Below are 20,188 nucleotides of genomic sequence, written 5' to 3'. Positions count from 1 at the left end.
TCAATTTCCTCCTCTTAACAATCTTTGATACAGTTCTTCTTGCGTTTGACTATTAACGATCCATTGAATTTCTTCGGCTGAGTTAAACAATCCGTAAATCGAAGCGATCAACTCTTTTGCCTCGATCATGTTTTCTTCAGCAATCGCAAGCAAAACAATTAGTTGGATTTTTGTGTCTCCCCAAGTAATTGGCGCATCGAGGGTGAGAAAAGCAAGTTTTGTTTCTTTCACTGTATGTGGATCAGCATGTGGAATGGCTACTCCCGTCTTTAAGCCAGTGCTTCCTAGTTCCTCTCGTTCAAATAGAGAATGCTTAAATTTTGTTGTAACAAGCTTTTTTTTCAGATAATCATCTGCTAAAAAATCTAGTACATCTTTTTTTGTTCGAAACTTTTTTTTGACAAAAAGGAAAGTAGGATCTAAATATTTTTGTAATAAAGTCGTTTTCTGGTATTTTTTTGAGTAAAAATTTTTCTCATTCTCATTAAGATTAGATATCTTTGCAGAGATTCTTCCTATTTCTTCGGTAGTAGGAAGCGGCGAAATATAAATAACTGGCGGTGCTGTAATGTCCAATGGAATAGTTGATATGATCAGATCAACAGTCTCAAGAGATGTACTGGCCAGTCTACTTAAAGGAATGATCTCCAATACGGTATCAGCAGCGATCGTCTGTTTGATACGGTTAAAAATCAACTCCGATGTAGCAAAACCTGATTGGCAAACAATTAGTATATGGTTAGTAATTTTTATCTTTTCAAAGGCTAACTGAAAATGGATCGTCAGAAAAGAAACTTCGTCTTCTGTTAATAAGATTTGAAATCGCTCCTCTAAATCTCCAATTGCATATTTGGTCAATGTATACATTGTTGAGTATTGTTTTTTGATACTTTTTATCAGTGGGTTTTTCAATAAAATGCCTGTCTTTGATCGATGGATCATGGGAACGATATGAGCCAATAATGTTTGCAGTAATAATTTATCTTGTGTCAGATCTGCGTTTAACATATGTGACATTTTTTGAATAATTTGTTTCGTACAATTTGTGATAGTAGATTCGTGAGGCTCATCCATTTGTCCAAAAGGTTCGATACCGTGTGCTAATAACAGGGAACATACATATTGAATATCTGTATCACTAAATTGAACAGGTAGTTGCTGTTGGATCATTTCAGAAAAATCAACCGCGATCATATAGAATTTCATTCGTCTAAGTTCGTCAAATACTAGATGCTCTTGTTTTTCAATGTGTTTATCTATAAGAAGTCTTGAAAGAAAAATTCGCAATGAAAGCTTCAAGGATTCAATAGAATAATTATTGACTGGATGGCCGATTGTTTGAGTCATATCTGAGACAAATTTCTTCGTTAATTCAAGTACCTTAGAGTCAAAGAGATTGTTGACCAAAAGATTTTCACTGGCTTTGGCGTCGGTATACTTCTCTAAAAAAGATTTGAATACGTTTTGAGTAGCAGATTCAACTGAGGTTAGTTTGAGTCCGCTTGTAGTCATTTTTGTAGATACGTGATGGAATCGACAGAAAGCAACGATTTCATCAACATCTTTCTTTATTGACTGGTTGCTAATATAAAAATATTCAGAGAATTCCTGATAGTGCATTGGCTTTGCTGAAAACAGATAGTTAGCGAAAATAAAGATTTTACGATAATTAGGTGAAAATAGTTCGAGTTTAGTCTCTTTTTTTGCTAACAATCGATATCCATTCTGTTTCGCTGATTCAGAACCAGATAAAAAGATTCCTTTTCTTGGTACTTTTTTGATAGCTAGTCCCGAATCTTTTAGTTTCTTTTCTAAAGTCGTTAAATTGTTATAAACCGTTTTTTGGGATACATTTAACTGCTTTTGAAAAAAAGATGCAGGGCGAAACTCCTTTTGTTCTAATAGCAATTGCAACAGTAGCTGTTCTCGATTACTTAAAATCATTGGTTCACCTCCGGAAGCGCTTCCTTAATTGTATTCTAGTGAAATTATATGGTGGCGTAAATAACATTTCATTACCACATTAATGTGGTAAATACGATTGTCGTATATCAATTTATATTTTGTAAAAAGTAGTCATTTGTTGCTATTTATTTGAAACGAAAACTAGGCGGGGATCTATCATGGAGTTAAAGTTGCTTTATTCTGTTACATAGAGCAAAGATTTATCAAAAATAAAGAAGAATACATAGAATAAGGTATTTGATTAATAAGAAGAATGGACGAATTCAGCGATTATTTCGTTGTAATTCTAAACAATTTTGGATTGTTTTTAACCCTCTTTTCCCGAAAATCATTAAAGTTTCTAAATTTTTTGTGAATGCTCATGGACAATCCTTTCTTTTCTCCTCAATTATCACTATAATGGATAAAGATTCTACAGAAGAGAGTGTGGACATGGAAAATTCACGAATAAAAACGAACGATAATCGAATTGACTACGGTGTGATTCTACCCGTATTTTTATTATGTCTGATTGGTTTGGCGTCCCTGTATGTGGCGCTGACACACGATCCGAATAATCCGAATATGCTGCGAATGTTAGGGTTTCAAGCTTTATGGTATGTGTTAGGCGTTGTTGCCGTGATCATTATCATGCAGATCAAATCAAAATGGCTCTGGAAATTGACGCCCTATATTTATGGAGCTGGGCTAGCCGTTATGCTGGCGCTGCTGAAATTTTACAACCGGACGATGGCTGCCTCGACAGGGTCGAAAAACTGGTTTAGTTTTGGTCCCTTTACCTTGCAACCTTCAGAATTGATGAAGATCGCCTATATCATGATGTTGGCGTTAGTCGTCACGCAGCACAATGTCAAGCATCGGGAACGGGATCTGAAAACAGATGGGTTACTGATTGCAAAAATGTTGGCCGTCACGATCCCAGTCCTGATCCTGATCACCTTACAAAATGACTTTGGTACGATGTTGGTCTTTCTAGCGATTTTCGGTGGGGTCTTCTTGATGTCAGGAATCTCATGGCGAATCATCGTGCCAGTGATTGCGGCATTTGTGATTCTCGGCGGTGGAACGATTTTCTTAGTGACTACCGATGTTGGTCGCGAGTTTCTGTACAATACAGGAATCTTTAAAGAATACCAATTCGCCCGTATCGATTCGTGGCTAGATCCTTTTCATGATACCCAAGGGCAATCCTTCCAATTGGCGTATGCTCTGATGGCGATCGCCTCTGGCGGGATGTTCGGGAAAGGATTTAATGTCAGCGATGTGTATGTACCAGTCCGAGAATCCGATATGATTTTTTCGGTGATCGGTGAGAATTTTGGGTTTATTGGCAGCGCGTTTGTCATTTTATTGTATTTTATTTTGATCTATCGAATGATCCGCGTATGTTTCGATACCAACAATGAATTTTATGCCTACTTGGCAACTGGGATCATTATGATGATTCTCTTCCATGTGTTTGAAAACATTGGCGCAAACATCGGTCTCTTACCGTTGACGGGGATTCCACTGCCGTTTATCAGCCAAGGAGGATCTGCCCTATTAAGCAATATGATTGGGATCGGTTTGATTTTATCGATGCGCTATCAAGCTGAGACCGCACCAAAAACACTTTAAGGAGTTCACATGATTACATTTTATTGGTACCCAAAATGCAGTACATGCCGAAATGCGAAGCGTTGGTTAGAAGAGCACGAGATTCCCTTTGAAGCGATCGATATGGTAGCTACACCGCCTCAACCGGAACAATTGCTGGCTTGGATCCAATCAAGCGAAGCACCGTTAACCCGTTTCTTTAACACAAGCGGCATGAAATACCGTGAATTGCAATTAAAAGAAAAAGTGCCGACCATGACTGCCCAAGACGCAGCCGATGTGCTGGCAACCGATGGTATGTTGATCAAGCGCCCACTGCTGGTTAGCGGCGACCGCTTTTTGATTAATGGATTTAAAGAAAATGAATATGAAGGAGTCTTACTAGAATCATGGAAAAGAAATGCTTAAGAAAAAAAGATAATTTGTGGGTTTTGTTTAACGGGAAAGAATATTGTGTCGGTTTAACAAAAGAAGCGCAAGAAGAACTTGGTGCGGTCACGTTTGCTTCGATTCAAAAAGCAGGAACTGCTTTAAAACAAGGAGAGACCCTTGTTGAGCTGGAAGCGGAAAAAGCAGTCAGTGAATTTCCAAGTCCATTGACGGGCGTGATTTCTTCCGTAAATGAAAAAATTGATCAATCGATTGATACCTTAAATGATGAAGACGAAATGAACGCTTGGCTGGTCAGCTTCAAAGAGGTTGACCCAAGTCAATTTGAAGCCTTGTAAGTCAAAGCTGTAAAAACGACTATTTTTTCAAAAAGAATTGACAGTCGGATAAGACGTTGCTATAATTTGCTCAATAAATGAATGCTTTGAAAAGAAGAGTACATGTTCTTAACGTACACAGAGAGCCCTGTTTGGTGCAAATGGGCAACGGAGAGAGGATGGAAGATGGTCTTTGAGCATGATAGGTGAGTGGAAACAAGCCTATCACGGGAGGCACCCGTTACAGTGCAGCAGTATGCGAAGCAATTCAAGTACTGAGCGAGGCTGTTGATGCGAATCGACAGTAAATCAAGGTGGTAACGCGGAAGTTGTGCTTTCGTCCTTTGTAACAGTATAATGTACAGAGGATGAAAGCTTTTTTTGTGTTTAACCAACCAAAGAGGAAAGATGGGAATAACATGGCATTAATCGAATTGTCGCATGTAAAAAAGTCATTCGGCAAAAAGCAAACGGCTGTCCACGCCGTCAATGATGTTTCACTGCAAGTGGAAAAAGGCGATATCTACGGAATCGTCGGTTACTCTGGTGCTGGGAAAAGTACATTAGTACGTTTGTTGAACGGCTTAGAATTGCCGACAGCAGGAGATGTAGTCATTAACGGTCAAAACATTTTGGCATTGAAAAACAAAGAATTGAGAAACTTCCGCAAAAAAATCGGCATGATTTTTCAGCACTTTAATCTCTTATGGTCTCGAACGGTGGCGGAAAACATTGAATTGCCATTGGAGTTGGCTGGCGTTGAAAAAGCAAAACGCCGTCAACGAGCGCAAGAGCTGATTAAATTAGTTGGGTTGGAAGGACGGGAGAATGCCTATCCGGCACAATTGTCTGGCGGACAAAAGCAAAGAGTCGGGATTGCTCGTGCATTAGCGAATGAACCAGAAATTTTGCTGTGTGATGAAGCAACGAGTGCGTTAGATCCACAAACAACAGAAGAAGTGTTGGATCTCTTGCTTTCCATCAATAAAAAATTGCATTTGACAATCGTCCTGATTACCCATGAAATGAACGTCATTCGCAAAATCTGTAATAAGGTCGCGGTGATGGAGCATGGGCAGATCGTGGAAGAAGGGTCAGTACAATCGGTTTTCCGTAACCCACAGCAGGAAGTGACCAAACGTTTTGTTCAGCAAGATTTGGAGCCAGAAGAAGATGCTGAAGAATTACGGCAAGCCTTCCTACGAGAAAATCCGCAAGGGCATTTAGTGACTTTAACATTCACACAAGACAACGCCAATGAACCAGTGATTTCACAAGCAATCCGTCGCTTCCAGATCGATGTCAATGTCGTTTACGGAAAGATCCAACAAACCAATGAGGGATCCTTTGGCGGCTTGACGGTTTTATTGACAGGTGAAGCAAGTGAGATCGAAAAAGCGATCGCCTTTTTCAAAGAGCAGCAAGTAGGCGTGGAGGTGATTGAACGTGGATAAGTCATTTGTAGAAACCTATTTTAATTTTGAAAAGGTCGACTGGGCCAATATGCAGCAAGCAACCCTAGACACCTTGTTTATGACTTTCTTCTCCATGGTTTTAGTGGTTGTGATCGGTTTACTTCTAGGATTGGCGCTTTATTCACTAGGTCGTAAACAAACAGCGGGAGCCAACATTTTCTATAACGTGGTTTCCATCATCAGTAACGCCTTTCGTTCAACGCCATTCATGATTTTGATGGTCTTGATCATTCCGTTTACAACATTATTAGTCGGTTCATTCCTAGGGGCAAAAGCAGCGATCCCAGCATTAGTTTTATCGGCGGCACCGTTTTATGCTCGGATGGTGGAAATTGCTTTTCGTGAAGTCAATCCTGGTGTGATTGAAGCAGCGGAAGCGATGGGTGCTAGTTACTGGGAGATCATCTACAAGATCGTGATTCCCGAAAGTGTTCCAGCATTGATTTCAGGACTGACGGTCACAACGATTTCAATGATTGGTTATACTGCTATGGCAGGCGCGATCGGTGCCGGCGGGCTAGGCGCTTTGGCTTGGCAAGAAGGATTTCAACGTGGAAATTACACTGTTACGCTTGTTGCAACAGTGATTATTTTAATTATCGTTTTCATTATCCAAGGAATCGGCGATTTCCTTGCGAAAGCCACCGATAAACGGTAAATGAAACGAAGAACAAAAAGTGGAAAATATGGGAGGAAATGGATATGAAAAAGATTTTTGGTATTGCAACAACCTTATTGTTAACTGCCGCTTTAGCTGCTTGTGGCACAGGCTCAAATTCAGGAAGCTCTGACTCATCTGCGGCTGAGGGAGAATCAACAAAATTAGTGATCGGTGCATCAGTTACGCCTCATGCGGAAATTTTAGAACAAGCCAAACCTTTACTAGCAGAAGAAGGCATTGATCTTGAAATCAAAACCTTCGATGATTATGTGTTGCCAAACAAAGCATTGGAAAATGGCGATATCGATGCCAATTACTTCCAACACATTCCTTACTTGAACAAACAAATCGCAGACAATGGCTATGATTTTGTCAATGCTGGTGCGATCCATATCGAGCCAATGGGGCTTTACTCAAAACGAATCTCTGATATTTCAGAACTAGAAGATGGTGCAACGGTTCTTACTTCCACTTCTGAATCTGACTGGGGTCGTATCCTAACGATTTTACAAGATGCTGACTTGATCACTTTAAAAGACGGCGTTGATACAGAAACGGCAACCTTTGATGATATTGCTGAAAATCCGAAAAACTTAGAATTTAAACATGACGTCGATCCATCTCTTTTGGCGACTGCTTATCAAAACGACGAAGCAGACCTAATCGCCATCAATGCGAACTTCGCATTCGGGATCGATTTGAACCCAGCGGATGATTCTGTTTTATTAGAAGCGGATAATTCGCCTTATGTCAACGTGATCGCTGTCCGCAGTGGTGACGAAGATAGCGACAAAATCAAGAAATTGATCGAAGTGCTGCATTCAGACGAAATCAAAGACTTTGTGGAAGAACAATGGCAAGGTTCAGTGAAAATCGTTGATGCTGACGCTAAATAATTCACTGCCAACTAAATGAACCTCAAAAGAGCGTGTCGCTACTGAAGCGGACGCTCTTTTTTTTTCGGAAAGGCAATGATCGGTTGGAAAAAAGAGAGCTCTTGCCAAATGCATTCATAGAGTAAGGGTAACTCGGGATGCTTTTTTAAGAGTTTTTCGTAATGGGGAAGCTGAGTCAAAAAAGCCTGGACCAAGCGTTGGGAACGTTCAGATAGGCAAGGATTTAGTGGCGGATAGACAAATAAATTGCCTTCCAGTAAGGCGCCCAAAAGATGGGCTTGGAAAATTTTCGACAAAAGCACTTCTAATGGCTGCTGGAGCGGATGCTCCGACAAAATCGGCGTGATGATTCGTCGCAAAAGGAAGGCTTCTTCTGTTGGCACATAAAAAGGCTCCAGTGTTAGCAGCTGTTGCCACAAAAATAAATAGCTGCGTTCACCAACTAAATAAAAACGCGGCACAAAACATGTTGGATAAACTTGCTGAGTAAACGTGGCGGGGGTGTTGGGATAAAAAGCGTTTGCCCGCAACTGATGAATCTGCTTCACTTCTTGAAACGCTTGATTAGAAGAAAGCGTCGGGCTTGCTAAGAGGGTGAGTCGAAAAAAAACATAGCGCAGTTGCCGTTCATTGCCAGTAATCAAAGGAAAACTGCGACGGTCGATCCTTAGATGATAAGGTGCCAAAAAAAAGGAAAAGGACAAAAAGCGCCGATGCAAACTGGAGGGGCTCAGGTAATACCGCTTGTGGAGGTCTGCAAAGGAAATGGTCGGCATTTTTAACAGTAACAAGAGCAACTGATAGTTTGTACTTTTATTAAACAATGCAGCAAGCATTTCTGTATGGGGGAAGTTTTCGCTGGCTAGGGGCTGCTGCAAATCATGAAAGGCACGAATGTGTCCTTGCTGCACATCATAATGGAAGGAAGGGTCCTCGTTTAAACAACTGGACAGTAGCCGACGGATCGTTTTGACGGAAAGATTTTGATCGGCAGCAGCTTTATTCAAAGGAAGGGGATTTTCGCTCAAGAGCATCGTGGACAGACGCAGCATTTGCATAATATCTTTTTCAAGGATATTTTTCAAAACCAGGCACCTCTTTCAGCTGAATTTTGCAACTGTCCTTATTATAAGGGAACTTCACACGTTATTTTAACATACAAAAAATAGTCAATAAAACGTAATAAAAAACGGGGGATTCATTGGTTGCTTCCTCGAACCCTTTATAATATGGAATTAAATGAGAGAAAGGAATCAAAAAAAACCACCTTTTAAAATAAAAAGGGTGGTTTTTTATGTAAGTAACGTTATAAAAAGAGAAACACGAAGCGCTGTTAACGAGTCTCGCTAGGCAATAAAATCGTTTGCCGCTGCCCATCGTCATACACATAGACTTTTTGGGGATAGAGGTCGGAATAACGGTAAGGCAGATCAACGCCGAGTTCGATTTGACTTTGTGCTTGAGAAAAAAGCAGTGTGACACGACCGTGATTGTTTTGGACTTCAAAGGTGAGCAGATTTGTCAACGGAATAAACCCTTTTAAATCGAGATCGATGATTAACCAAATACTATCGATCAGTTCGCCAGGCAGTGTTTGAACAATCCCGCCAGAAGCGTAGCGGCTGCGGTGATCATCAAATGTTTCAAACATAAAAACCCCTCCTTCAAGTAGGCTTGCCAATAACATCAAATTTGTCTATTTATCATAATGAAGAACCGTCAAAAATGCAACTACTTCTGCTTTTCTTTTTGGGCAGCGGCGCATTTTAACTATTTTCTTAAAAATTTGTTGGGTTGGCTGGACCAAGCTTTCCCATGGCGTCTTTCAGTGGAAAATAGTCAGTTGCAGCTCACCAGCTCTTCGTAAGAATGAAAAAGACTCTTAAAGGAAAAGCCCTTCAAGAGTCTTGCATTTCTTAGAAGTGTCTGTTGATTGAAGACGCGATCTTAAGAACGATGTTCTATGATTATTCTTCGTCTTCACCGATAACTGCTGGTTCAGCAGCTTCGCCAGCTTCTTCATCTTCAGTGATTTCTTGTGGTTCAGTAACCGCAACGATTTGTTCTTCTGGATCGGTCACGATCGTGTACTCGTCGTTCTTAGGCAGATCAGCCACTGTTAATGAATCGCCGATCTCTAATGACGTTACATCGATCTCAACACGTTCAGGCAATTTGTCTGGTGTTGCTGATACAACGACTGTATACAAGTTTTGTGCTAGAACACCACCAGCTTTGACACCAGCAGATTCGCCAATTAAGGTTACTTCTGCTTCTACTTCTGTTTCTTCATTCATATCGACAGATAGGAATTCAACGTGGGTTAAATTGCGTGTGAAGGTATCTGATTGATACTCTTTGATCAGTGTATTGACTTTTTTGCCTTCTAAACTGATCGTGATTACGGTATTCAATCCATTTTCACGCAAGATTTTTTCTAATTCTGCTGCATTGACAGCAATCGGTGTGCTTTCTACTTTGTACCCATTGACAATTGCAGGTACTTTTCCTTCGTGGCGCAACTTGTTCCGTAAAGAACGTGGGCGAACTTCTCTTTTCGTAACTTCTAATGATACTGACATAACTCAATTCCTCCTAAAATTTTCTCGTTAATAACGAGATTTTTTAAGCAAATTTTGTTAACTCTGCACATTAAGTGGTACGTGAGTGAAAACACGCAAAAGGGCAGTTGTGTACACAACTGCCCCAGAAAGTTTTGGTTCAACTTTTCTCCACCAGGTCATAACGCTGTGTATGAGAAACTATATTTACTTTACTCTTTAACCTTACGCAAAAAGACAAAGAAAGTCAAATCATTTGAAATCCTGGCAGTTTCCTTTCGCTAGATCCTGAGCTATAATAGCCACTATGGAGAAAAATTTATGCGTTTAGATAAAGTGATCGAGCAACAATTGAATACTTCTCGTAAAGAGATGAAACGGTTGTTTCAGCAAGGAAAAGTCCTCGTGGACCAAAGGATTGAAGGGCGACCTGAGCGCAATGTCGATAGCGCCATCCATCAAATCATCGTTGCGGGTCGTCAGTTGGAGACGCAGGAACGCTATTATATCGTCAACAAGCCCAATGGTGTTGTTACAGCGAATGTTGATCAACAGCACCAGACAGTGATCGATTTGATTGCACCAAAGGACCAGCACCCAGATCTTTATGCCGTCGGTCGATTGGATCGGGACACGGAAGGGTTGGTATTAGTTACGACGAATGGTCAGTTAGGCTATGACTTGCTGCATCCCACGAAAAAGGTGACCAAGCGATATGAAGTGGTGGTCAATGACTTGGTGACTCCTGAAGATGTGGCGGCATTTGCCACAGGGATCACCTTTCATGGTGGTGTCACTTGCAAACCAGCTGCCCTAACGATCATCGATGCCCGAGCGGCTCGTTCCTTTGTTTCGTTAGAAATTGCTGAAGGCAAGTTCCATCAAGTGAAAAAGATGTTTTTAGCCCGAGGGAAAAAAGTCATTCAGCTGAAACGAACAGCGATGGGTTCGCTAGTTCTACCAGATGATTTAGCAGTGGGCAGTTATCGCTCGCTGACGCAAGAAGAATTAAGAGGACTGGCGGCGCATTTCCGCTGAGAAAGAGGGAGAAAATGAAGTATAAAACATTATTATTTGATGTCGATGACACGATCCTCGACTTTCAAGATACCGAAGATCAAGCCTTAAAAGCACTATTTGAAGCTCATGGCTTGGAAATGACCCCAGAGCGCAAACAAAGCTATCAAACGATCAATCATGATTTGTGGCAGCAGTTTGAGCAAGGGAAAATTACGAGAGACCAAGTCATCAATGAGCGTTTCGGTTTGTTTTTTGAAACGCAAGGCATTCAGGTCGATAGTCCAGCAGTTGAATTGGCCTATCGGGAATTTCTAAATGAAGGACATAAACTGTTAGACAACAGTGATGAGATCTTAGCGGAGTTGGCGCAGCATTTTGACCTATACGTGGTGACGAACGGGGTTTCTGAAACCCAATATCGCCGCTTGGAAGATGCCAAATTAAAGCCGTATTTCCTTGATATTTTTGTTTCAGAAGATACAGGGTATCAAAAACCAATGAAAGAATATTTTGACTATGTGTTTGCTCGCATACCAAACGTTAAAAAACAAGAAACAGTCATCATTGGCGATTCGCTGGCTTCAGATATCTTAGGCGGACAACTGGCAGGGATCGATACGATTTGGTTCAATCCAAAGAAAAAAAACAGTGGTGAGATTCAGCCTACTTATGAGATCGAACGTTTGCAGCAATTACTTCCTTTATTGCAGCACTGATTCTACAGAAACAGTAGTAATTTGCCGAATTTTCGCTATAATAGAACCAGTGTGAATTTTTTAAGATGAAAGAGGTTAATTGAATGACGAATGGCAAGCCCATTATTATTGGTGTGACAGGTGGATCAGGTAGTGGAAAAACAAGCGTGAGTCGGGCGATCTTTAATCATTTCCCCAATCATTCTATTATGATGCTTGAACAAGACTCCTACTATAAAGACCAAAGTGATCTGAGCTTTGAAGAACGGTTGAACACCAACTATGACCATCCTTTTGCATTTGATACTGATTTGTTGATCGATCACTTGCAACAGCTGCTTGCATATCAAACGATCGAAAAACCCGTCTATGATTATGTCGCGCATACCCGCAGCGAAGCAACGATCATTCAAGAACCCAAAGAAGTCATTATCTTGGAAGGGATCTTGATTCTAGAAGATGAGCGATTGCGTAATTTAATGGATATTAAACTTTATGTTGATACAGACGATGATATTCGAATCATTCGCCGAATCAAACGTGACATGGAAGAACGTGGCCGGACATTGGATTCTGTGATCGAACAATACTTGACGGTGGTAAAACCGATGTATCATCAATTCATCGAACCGACCAAGCGGTATGCCGATGTCATCGTACCAGAAGGCGGCGAAAACCACGTAGCCATCGATTTGATTACGACCAAAGTAGCGACCTTCTTATCCTAAGTTTTTTTATCCATCAATTGGAATGTTTCTATTTGAAAAGTAACAATTGATTCATGAAAAACTGCTGATAGGCACTCTTTCTTGAGAAATGCTTATCAGCAGTTTTAATTTTATAAAAAACAGTAGTATTCCGACTAGTTTTATGGTAAAGTAATCCTCATGCGACGAGTCGAGAAGGTCTAGCATTAGCTGACCAGATTGATAGCAGAGGCACACCGCGTAAGCAACCTACCGGATTTGTAGGGTGTCGGAATATTCCTTTTGTGGAGATAGGGTATTCTACTAGCAATAGTACTGCGAGTAAAGAAAGCTGTGAACATTTTTGTTCACAGCTTTTTTTTGTTCATTTAGGTGAGAGAACAGCGATAGATGGTGGAAGACTCTCCCCAAGGATGGTAGCCCGTTCCGATCGGTTCAAAAGCAAATTTCTCATAAAAAGTAGAAAGATCCGTACATAGATACAGAGAATCAAAACCAGCTCCAGCAGCACGTTGCTTGGCTGTTTCGATCAAAAGGCGGGCACCGCCTTGGCCACGCCACAAAGGGTCCACATACAAGGCGCAAAGCCAAGGGGTCAAATCCATCCGACTGATGAAGTCGTTGGGGATCAAGCCACCGCAGCCGATGATTTGATAACGTCCGTCTGCTGCGATTTCTTCGTTGACCAGCAGCAGCCATTGCGGCAAAGGATTTGCTGAAAAACTATGGGTCAGGCTATCCTCATAAACCATGAGGGAGTCGGGACCAGCCCACTGTTTTTGGAAGTAACGAATGGCTTCTGCTAAGTAGTCAGGGTGTTCTTTAAGGGTGATGACCTGCATTTGTTTTTCTCCTTTATCCTTCTTTAGGTAAACGAATCTGAAAAATAACCCCTCGTGGCTGCAAATCTTTGACCTGGATTTGTCCCTTGTGCTCTTCAACGATTTGCTTGGCGATCGCTAAGCCTAAACCATAGCCGCCGGTCTCTTTGGAGCGGGAACGATCCTCGCGGTAGAAACGGTCAAAGATACGGGCTTTTTCTTCATCGGAAATGGCTGGTCCTGTGTTTTTGACCTCGATCAGCCATTGCTTGTTAGAAATCTCCGATAAGAGGGTGATTTTATCACCACTGCTGGTATATTTTAAGGCATTATCTAGGAGGATCACGAGGACTTGATGGATTTTCTTTTGGTCAAAGCAAGCGGTCGTTTTGGCAAAGTTTTCGACAACAAAGTGTTTTTGATCCAATTCGGCAATTTCTTTGAAAGGTTTGACTAAGTCATCGATAAAAGGAGCTAGCTCGATGGTTTCTTTTGTCAAAAGCAATTGATTGGAGTCACTGCGGGCGATCGTCAGCAAATCCGCCGTTAATCCAGTCAGCCGCCGAGTTTCCGCTAACGCTTGGGCGATGCTTTCAGATTCTTCAATGATCGTATGATTGGGCTTGGTAAACAGGCGTTCCAGACTGTTTTGAATGATCGTCAATGGTGTGCGCAGCTCATGGGATGCATTTTCGACAAATTCCTGCTGTTTTTTCCAGGAGGCTAAAATGGGGCGCATGTTCAAGCTGGAAAGCAAATAGCTGATCCCGATCGAAAGAATCCAGAAAAAGATCATCGATAAAATCAAAATCGTTTGGAAATTGTTCATCGCATTTTTGATTTGGTTAGTGTTCGCCAAGACTTGGATATAGCCGACACCAGCATCATTTGTTGGTGCTTTGGTGGTGATCGAACGAAACAAAAGGGTCTCTTCTTCCTCTGACAAGGACTGATCCACCACTGAAAAAGATGTGATACTGTCTAAGTGGCTTGTATCTAAAGATAAACTTGCCAGTTGTGAAAAGCGGCCGCCCAAGGTCTGCTTGTTTAATATCTCACCGTCTTCAGACCAGAGAATCAACTGGGTATTGAAGCGATTGGTCCCAGGGATCTTTGGCATGGCACTATCTGGTGGCAATACCTCTAGATTGGATTGCGAAGCGCTGATCTCTGCTTGGATCAAGCGGGTATCTTTGACTGCTTGTTCCAAAGAAATGTCGGTTTGCCGATAAGCCGATTGGTTGAACAATTGGAGGACGATGGTTCCTAAAAGTAAGAAAACCAACGCAAAGGCACTGACATTTAGGAGAAAGGAGTGCAGCCGTTGTCTCTTAGAGCGTTCTTTATTCATAGACTAGGCTCCTTGCATAATATAGCCGACATTTCGCAACGTACGGATCTCTTTGTCGATCCCTGTCTGGCGCAAGTGTTTCCGCAGATTGCTCATATAGACTTCGACGACAGTCAAGGTCGTTTCTGAATCAAATCCCCAGATGCGATCAAAAATCTGTTCCTTAGTCAAAATAATGTTTCTATTTTGTAGAAAATAAAGCAGCAGCTCAAATTCTTTCCCTTGGATCGGCAAAAGCTGCCCTTGGTAACTGACCTCATTGGTGCCAAGGTTGCACAGCAATCCGTTATATTCCAGTGTATTTTCATTGAACAAACCTAAGGAGCGTTTTAGCAACGCTTTGATCCGCATCAATAATTCTTCCCGATAAAAAGGCTTGGTCAAATAATCATCTGCCCCTTTTTGAAAACCAGTCACTTTGTCTTCTAAGCCGTCTTTGGCTGTTAAAATCAGGACGGGTGTTTGGAGTCCTTTTTTTCTTAGGGCAGAAAGCACCTCATAACCGTTCATCTCTGGCATCATCAAGTCGAGAATAATCAAATCATAGATCCCTGTTTCTGCCTCGTATAAGCCTTCACTGCCATCATAGGCTTGTGTGACGTCACCGATCTCGCTGACGATTTCTTTCATATTATCAGATAATGTTTTGTCATCTTCGATCACTAATAGTTTAATCATGTTCCCACCTCTTTAAGGATAAGAATAGCACGAATAGCATAAAAAATGCTTAAAAAAACTGTTTTGCCTTAAGCTGCATTTAAGATAGCTGCCGTAAATTCAGTGCATGGATTTCAAGGGAGGAACATTTTTATGAAATTGAAAAAAGTCTTTCAAAGAAAAGAGACAAAATATTTAATAGCCAAGGAGCAATTTCCTGCATTTCTTGCTGAGCTTCAGCAAAGAATGGCGATCGATGAATATGGGCAGCACACGATTATGTCCTTGTATTACGATACCCACGATTACCGCTTTATTCGTCATTCGATGGACAAACCGAAATACAAAGAAAAATTTCGGGTCCGCAGCTATGGCATACCGACAGAGCAGCAGTTAATTTTTTTAGAGATCAAAAAGAAAGTCAATGGCGTGGTCTACAAACGCCGAGTCCCGATGCCCTATGCTGACTATTGCGGCTGGTTGCAAACAGGGGTCTTGCCGTCAATGGCAGAAGCACCGCAAATCGCTGCAGAGATTCACTGGCTATTTAAGCAAAACCCAGACTTGCTGCCGAAAGTGTTGATTGCCTATGATCGCTTGTCGCTGTTTATTGATGATGATAGTGAATTTCGCGTGACATTCGACCAAAACATTCGCTTTCGCACCTATGATCTTATGTTCGGTTCTGGCAGTGAGGGGGCGCTGGTAGCACCTGAAATCGGGGTGTTGATGGAAGTGAAAGCCCTCGGTGCTTATCCGTTATGGTTTGTGGAGCTGTTGAACAAATACAGCGTGCGCAAAGGTAGCTTTTCGAAATATGCCCAAACGTATCAACGGCATTTGTTCAAGAAGGAGGAATGGTTACATGTTATCTAGTCTGTTTTCTGGCGATACGAGTACCCTTGAATGGCGTAGCTTATTGATCTGTATCGCCGCCTCATTGCTTTTAGGAATATTGGTAGCTGCGATCCATATGATCCGCAATGTCTACACAAAAAACTTCGTCATTACCTTGGCTGTTTTACCGATCCTCGTTCAATCCGTGATCATGCTAGTCAACGGCAATCTTGGCACAGGTGTGGCGATCTTAGGCGCCTTCAGTTTGATTCGTTTCCGCTCGGTTCCAGGAGGGTCTAGAGAGATCACCAGCGTCTTTTGGTCGATGGGGATCGGTCTGGCAACTGGGATGGGCTATGTCGGCTATGTCGTGATTTTTTCCATCATCGTGGCGCTTTTCTTGACCCTTTTATACACGGTGCCCTTTGGCGATCGACAAGCCACGAGTGAACGAGAACTGAAAGTCACGATTCCAGAAGATTTGGATTATCCGCAACTATTCGATGATCTCTTTGAAAAATATACGCATTCTGCCAAACTGACATCGGTTCGAACGACCACGATGGGGAGCTTATATGAGTTGCGTTATCAGTTGCTGTTAAAAGACCAAGCGCAAGAAAAACAAATCATTGATGAAGTTCGGGTTCGTAATGGCAATTTACCCGTTGTTTTAGGCAAGCTCACCGCTAACCGCGATGAGCTGTAGAAGGAGGAACCTCTTATGAAAAAACTCATTTATCCGCTCTTACTCTCATCGCTGCTCCTAGGCGCTTGTGGGCAAACCGATAGTAGTAGCACGAGCAGCAGCTCCAGTTCTGCAGCGGCTGTTTCAGGTTCTGCCGCAGTGACCAACGTTGCAACGACTCTTGATGATGCTACGGACTATTATGGCAGTTACGAAGAAGAAGACGTGGATGCCTCCTACGATGAGGCGACCGCCACGCAACTTGAATTGAATGACGGCGATACGACGGCTGTTGATGGCGTTGCAGCGGAAGACCAAACGGTGACGATCACGCAAGCTGGTACCTATGTCGTCAGCGGTTCCTTAAGTAATGGTCAACTGGTTGTCAACGTCAATAAAGAAGAAAAAGTCCATCTGATCTTTGCGGGTGTCACGATCACCAATGAAGACGGGGCGGCAGTCGTCATCGAACAAGCAGAAAAAGTCATCACGACCTTAGCCAGTGATACGACAAATACTCTGAAAGATGGCAGCAGCTACACCTTGGCGGAAGGTGAGACGGAACCAGATGCCGCTTTTTATAGTAAAGAAGATTTGTCCATCAACGGTGATGGAACGTTGGTGATCACAGGAAATTACAGCAACGGGCTGCGCAGCAAAGATGATTTGGTTTTAGCTGGTGGCACGATTGAGATCACAGCGAAAAACAATGCCATCAAAGGAAAAGATTCCGTGTCGATCTTGGCAGGGAACTACACACTGAACACCACTGAAGGAGATGGCATCCAAGCGAATAATTCGGAAGATGCGGAAAAAGGCTACGTTGCGATCGATGGCGGTACCTTTACGATCCAAAGTGGGCGTGATGGCATCCAAGCAGAAACAAATTTAAGCATCCAATCAGCCGATCTCACGATCAAAACGGCTGACGGGGCACAAAGTCAGTCGCTAGTGACGGATGAAAGCTACAAAGGATTGAAAGCTGGCGGTGTGATGACCATCAGCAGCGGTACCTTTGCGATCGATAGTGCAGATGATAGCCTGCATGCCAACGATACCATCAACATCACAGGTGGTACGATCACTGCCAACAGTGGTGACGACGGCATACATGCGGACAATGAATTGACGATCTCCGATGGGACGATTGCTATCGAAGAATCCTATGAAGGACTAGAAGCAAGTGTGATCACGATTGCTGGTGGTACTACACACGTCGTGGCTAGCGATGACGGGATCAATGCCGGTGGCGGCAGTGATACAGAGGAAACCACTGGCCAATTTGGGCAAGACAGCTTTGGTGGCGGTCCTGGCGGTGGCGATACCGCAGATGACAGCAAACAAATCACAATCACTGGTGGGACGTTGGTGGTCGATGCCGAAGGGGATGGCCTGGACAGTAACGGCAATGTCACTATGAGTGATGGGGTCGTCATCGTAAATGGTCCAACGACCGGTGGCAATGGCGCTTTGGATTATAACGGGACGTTTGAAATCACTGGCGGTGTCTTGTTAGCTGCTGGTACGACCGATATGGCCATGAATGTCAGTGGGGGAAGTCAACAGTCGATCGGGATCAGTTTCGATCAAACCCAAGCAGCAGAGACCCTTGTGACCTTAAAGGATAGTCAAGGACAGACGATCTTGTCCTATGCACCAAGTAAAAGCTACCAACATGTGGTTCTTTCTAGCCCAGATTTGACGGATAGCAGCTATACATTGGTCAGTGGGGGAACGAATGATGCGCAAGCTGTTTCTGGTTATTATGCTGGTGGGACCCTTAGTGATGGGACGGAATTAGGAACGTTGCCCGTCACGGAAACGATCGCCAACTTGACCCAATCAGGAGCGACAGCGACAACCAATCAAATGGGCGGCGGCTTTGGCCGTTAGTTGAAGGTTCCTCGATCATTCCCTGGGGGTCATCAATAAAACGTGCAGATCGCAGAAGACAGCTGCGGTCTGTTCCAACGTTTTGAAAAATCAGGGGAAGATTTAAGTTCAATTTAAGCTAAGGTTCTTATAGTCGAAATACAATAATTTGCCATTCAGGAGGAACAAAGATGAATTTTTTGAAACGAGGGCTCCAAAGTTTATGGGCGAAAAAAGGCCGGAGTCTGCTGCTGATCGCCGTATTTTCTGCAATCTTGATTTTTGTATTGGCGGGTTTGACGATTCGCAGTGCAGCGCTAGTAGCGACTGAAAATGCTCAGAAAAGTGTCGGCGCAACCGTGACGTTGCAAGCCAACCGTGAGCAGGCTTTTCAGCAAAGAAGTTCTTCATCTGACAGCGATGACCAGAGCACACGTCCAGATCCAGGGAGTTTTCAATCGACACCCGTAGCGATCACAGATGCCCAAGCAATCGCTGATTTAGACGGGGTTGCTTCATATAGTTTTGAAGTCAGTACCTCGGCTGATGCCGTCAGCGGGATCGAACCGATCTCTAGCAGTGACTCCTCGACAGAGTCAGAAGCAACCGATAGCAGCGAGTCGGGGCAAATGGGCGGTATGCCAGGCGGTATGCCTGGTGGGAGTATGAGTACAGGTGATTTCCAAATCACTGGCGTATCAACCAGTGCGGCGTATACGACTTTTTCGGAAGGAACAGCGACGATCACGGATGGAGAAGGAATTACTTCTGAGGACGAAGGCACAAACCAAGTCTTGATTGAATCCTCACTAGCTGAAGCGAATGATTTGGCGGTCGGAGATACGTTTTCAATTACTAATGCAGAGGACAATGAAGTAGAAGTGACGGTCAAAGGAATCTATGAAACGAGTGAAGTTGGCAACAGCATGAGCCAAATGTTTAACTTTCTCAACCCGGCCAACACGATCATTGCCTCTTATACCCTTGCCAATACGTTGAGCGGCAATGAGGACACCATTGATTCAGCAACCTATACCTTGAGTGATCCGTCTGAAATGACGGCATTCGTGGAAGAAGCAGAAGGATTGATCGATACAGAAACCTATAGCATCCAAACCAATGATCAGATGTATCAATCGATGCTGACACCGTTGAATAATGTCGCGAGCTTTGCCAAAAATATTATTGTCTTAGTTGCTGCTGCCGGTATCATTATTTTGACGTTGATCGTGATGATGTCGATTCGGGAACGTCGCTATGAGATTGGCGTATTGCTCTCTTTAGGCGAGTCACGAGCCAAAGTGATCCTACAGTTTTTCACAGAGATTTTTGTCTGCATGGTATTTGCTTTAGGGATCGCGGCCGCTAGCGGCAATCTTGTCGGTAATGCCGTCGGAGAGCAATTATTGGCACAGCAAACCGAAACGACGACGGATCAGGCAGCTGCTGAAAACGCTGGACCTGGAGGCGGAGAGATGCCGCAAATGGGCGGCAACCGTGGCGGTTCTTTCCCATCCTTCACCCAATCAGCAGAAGTGGAGTCCTTAGAAATTACCGTTTCCCCTCAACAAATTGGTCTATTGGCATTACTCGGTCTAGGGATCAGCTTTGGCTCGATCTTACTCTCGTCGGCGGGCATTTTGCGGCTGAACCCGAAAAAAATCTTGGTTTCTTAGGAGGAA

Annotated in this window: 20 protein-coding genes and 1 other annotated feature; of the genes, 13 read left to right on the top strand and 7 right to left on the bottom strand. The window is 43.0% G+C overall.

Features of this window, described 5'->3' with window-relative positions; all coding sequences use genetic code 11:
• Nucleotides 1–1,944: a BglG family transcription antiterminator gene (locus IGI73_RS13980; RefSeq protein WP_428206773.1), complete on the bottom strand. Its 1,944-nt coding sequence runs from the start codon at nucleotides 1,942–1,944 to the stop codon at nucleotides 1–3.
• A gap of 453 nt (nucleotides 1,945–2,397) precedes the next feature.
• Here IGI73_RS13980 and IGI73_RS13975 point away from each other — a divergent pair, with 453 nt between their 5' ends.
• The 6 genes from IGI73_RS13975 to IGI73_RS13950 all read left to right on the top strand — a co-directional run bounded on the left by IGI73_RS13975 (nucleotide 2,398) and on the right by IGI73_RS13950 (nucleotide 7,300).
• Entirely contained in the window at nucleotides 2,398–3,582 is a 1,185-nt protein-coding gene (locus IGI73_RS13975) for an FtsW/RodA/SpoVE family cell cycle protein (RefSeq protein ID WP_010749084.1), read from the top strand.
• A gap of 9 nt (nucleotides 3,583–3,591) precedes the next feature.
• Nucleotides 3,592–3,969, top strand: coding sequence for an arsenate reductase family protein (locus IGI73_RS13970; RefSeq protein WP_010749085.1), 378 nt, complete (start codon nucleotides 3,592–3,594; stop codon nucleotides 3,967–3,969).
• Nucleotides 3,951–4,289 (top strand): glycine cleavage system protein H, encoded by a 339-nt coding sequence (locus tag IGI73_RS13965; protein WP_010749086.1) that lies wholly within the window; start codon nucleotides 3,951–3,953, stop codon nucleotides 4,287–4,289. Before IGI73_RS13970 ends, IGI73_RS13965 begins: the two co-directional genes overlap by 19 nt.
• 77 nt (nucleotides 4,290–4,366) lie before the next feature.
• Nucleotides 4,367–4,616 (top strand) — a binding site (T-box leader).
• Nucleotides 4,617–4,687: 71 nt separating this feature from the next.
• Nucleotides 4,688–5,722 carry a methionine ABC transporter ATP-binding protein gene (locus IGI73_RS13960; RefSeq protein ID WP_005227918.1) on the top strand — a complete coding sequence of 345 codons (1,035 nt, stop codon included), beginning with the start codon at nucleotides 4,688–4,690 and terminating at the stop codon, nucleotides 5,720–5,722.
• Complete coding sequence (locus IGI73_RS13955; RefSeq protein ID WP_005227919.1) at nucleotides 5,715–6,401, top strand: methionine ABC transporter permease; 687 nt, start codon at nucleotides 5,715–5,717, stop codon at nucleotides 6,399–6,401. Before IGI73_RS13960 ends, IGI73_RS13955 begins: the two co-directional genes overlap by 8 nt.
• A gap of 44 nt (nucleotides 6,402–6,445) precedes the next feature.
• Nucleotides 6,446–7,300: a MetQ/NlpA family ABC transporter substrate-binding protein gene (locus IGI73_RS13950; protein ID WP_010749087.1), complete on the top strand. Its 855-nt coding sequence runs from the start codon at nucleotides 6,446–6,448 to the stop codon at nucleotides 7,298–7,300.
• 38 nt (nucleotides 7,301–7,338) lie between these two features.
• Here IGI73_RS13950 and IGI73_RS13945 read toward each other — a convergent pair whose 3' ends face one another.
• The 3 genes from IGI73_RS13945 to IGI73_RS13935 form a co-directional block, all read right to left on the bottom strand.
• Nucleotides 7,339–8,385, bottom strand: coding sequence for a helix-turn-helix domain-containing protein (locus IGI73_RS13945; protein ID WP_428206770.1), 1,047 nt, complete (start codon nucleotides 8,383–8,385; stop codon nucleotides 7,339–7,341).
• Nucleotides 8,386–8,633: 248 nt separating this feature from the next.
• Nucleotides 8,634–8,951, bottom strand: coding sequence for a DUF960 domain-containing protein (locus IGI73_RS13940; protein ID WP_005227922.1), 318 nt, complete (start codon nucleotides 8,949–8,951; stop codon nucleotides 8,634–8,636).
• 316 nt (nucleotides 8,952–9,267) lie between these two features.
• Nucleotides 9,268–9,882, bottom strand: a complete 615-nt coding sequence (locus tag IGI73_RS13935) for a 50S ribosomal protein L25/general stress protein Ctc (protein ID WP_015510436.1) — start codon at nucleotides 9,880–9,882, stop codon at nucleotides 9,268–9,270.
• Nucleotides 9,883–10,182: 300 nt separating this feature from the next.
• Between IGI73_RS13935 and IGI73_RS13930 the strand changes: the two genes are divergently transcribed.
• The 3 genes from IGI73_RS13930 to udk all read left to right on the top strand — a co-directional run bounded on the left by IGI73_RS13930 (nucleotide 10,183) and on the right by udk (nucleotide 12,304).
• A complete protein-coding gene (locus IGI73_RS13930; protein ID WP_016609902.1) occupies nucleotides 10,183–10,899 on the top strand; it encodes a 16S rRNA pseudouridine(516) synthase in 717 nt (238 codons plus the stop codon).
• 14 nt (nucleotides 10,900–10,913) lie between these two features.
• Nucleotides 10,914–11,597: a YjjG family noncanonical pyrimidine nucleotidase gene (locus tag IGI73_RS13925; RefSeq protein ID WP_428206769.1), complete on the top strand. Its 684-nt coding sequence runs from the start codon at nucleotides 10,914–10,916 to the stop codon at nucleotides 11,595–11,597.
• Nucleotides 11,598–11,680: 83 nt separating this feature from the next.
• Nucleotides 11,681–12,304 carry a uridine kinase gene (udk, locus tag IGI73_RS13920; protein ID WP_005227927.1) on the top strand — a complete coding sequence of 208 codons (624 nt, stop codon included), beginning with the start codon at nucleotides 11,681–11,683 and terminating at the stop codon, nucleotides 12,302–12,304.
• Between the two features lie 347 nt (nucleotides 12,305–12,651).
• On the opposite strand, the gene IGI73_RS13915 is transcribed toward udk, so the two are convergent.
• From IGI73_RS13915 to IGI73_RS13905, 3 genes are read right to left on the bottom strand one after another with little or no spacing between them, the layout of a single operon-like run.
• The gene (locus tag IGI73_RS13915) at nucleotides 12,652–13,125 is read right to left on the bottom strand and encodes a GNAT family N-acetyltransferase (protein WP_005227930.1); all 474 of its coding nucleotides are present in this window, start codon (nucleotides 13,123–13,125) and stop codon (nucleotides 12,652–12,654) included.
• A gap of 13 nt (nucleotides 13,126–13,138) precedes the next feature.
• Nucleotides 13,139–14,455 (bottom strand): sensor histidine kinase, encoded by a 1,317-nt coding sequence (locus IGI73_RS13910; protein WP_005227932.1) that lies wholly within the window; start codon nucleotides 14,453–14,455, stop codon nucleotides 13,139–13,141.
• Between the two features lie 3 nt (nucleotides 14,456–14,458).
• Nucleotides 14,459–15,133: a response regulator transcription factor gene (locus IGI73_RS13905; protein WP_005227933.1), complete on the bottom strand. Its 675-nt coding sequence runs from the start codon at nucleotides 15,131–15,133 to the stop codon at nucleotides 14,459–14,461.
• 132 nt (nucleotides 15,134–15,265) lie between these two features.
• On the opposite strand from IGI73_RS13905, the gene IGI73_RS13900 reads away from it, so the two are divergent.
• The 4 genes from IGI73_RS13900 to IGI73_RS13885 all read left to right on the top strand — a co-directional run bounded on the left by IGI73_RS13900 (nucleotide 15,266) and on the right by IGI73_RS13885 (nucleotide 20,182).
• A complete protein-coding gene (locus tag IGI73_RS13900; protein ID WP_015510432.1) occupies nucleotides 15,266–15,988 on the top strand; it encodes a polyphosphate polymerase domain-containing protein in 723 nt (240 codons plus the stop codon).
• Nucleotides 15,978–16,655: a DUF4956 domain-containing protein gene (locus IGI73_RS13895; RefSeq protein WP_005227945.1), complete on the top strand. Its 678-nt coding sequence runs from the start codon at nucleotides 15,978–15,980 to the stop codon at nucleotides 16,653–16,655. Before IGI73_RS13900 ends, IGI73_RS13895 begins: the two co-directional genes overlap by 11 nt.
• Nucleotides 16,656–16,670: 15 nt before the next feature.
• The gene (locus IGI73_RS13890; protein WP_428206767.1) at nucleotides 16,671–18,527 is read left to right on the top strand and encodes a carbohydrate-binding domain-containing protein; all 1,857 of its coding nucleotides are present in this window, start codon (nucleotides 16,671–16,673) and stop codon (nucleotides 18,525–18,527) included.
• 170 nt (nucleotides 18,528–18,697) lie between these two features.
• The gene (locus tag IGI73_RS13885; RefSeq protein ID WP_262119969.1) at nucleotides 18,698–20,182 is read left to right on the top strand and encodes an ABC transporter permease; all 1,485 of its coding nucleotides are present in this window, start codon (nucleotides 18,698–18,700) and stop codon (nucleotides 20,180–20,182) included.
• The last annotated feature ends 6 nt before the right edge of the window (nucleotides 20,183–20,188 follow it).

This window comes from Enterococcus sp. DIV0755f, assembly GCF_051713725.1.
Taxonomy (GTDB): Bacteria; Bacillota; Bacilli; order Lactobacillales; family Enterococcaceae; genus Enterococcus_D; species Enterococcus_D casseliflavus.
Note: the sequence above shows the minus strand (reverse complement) of the source record. Positions and strands in the feature narration are given on the sequence as shown.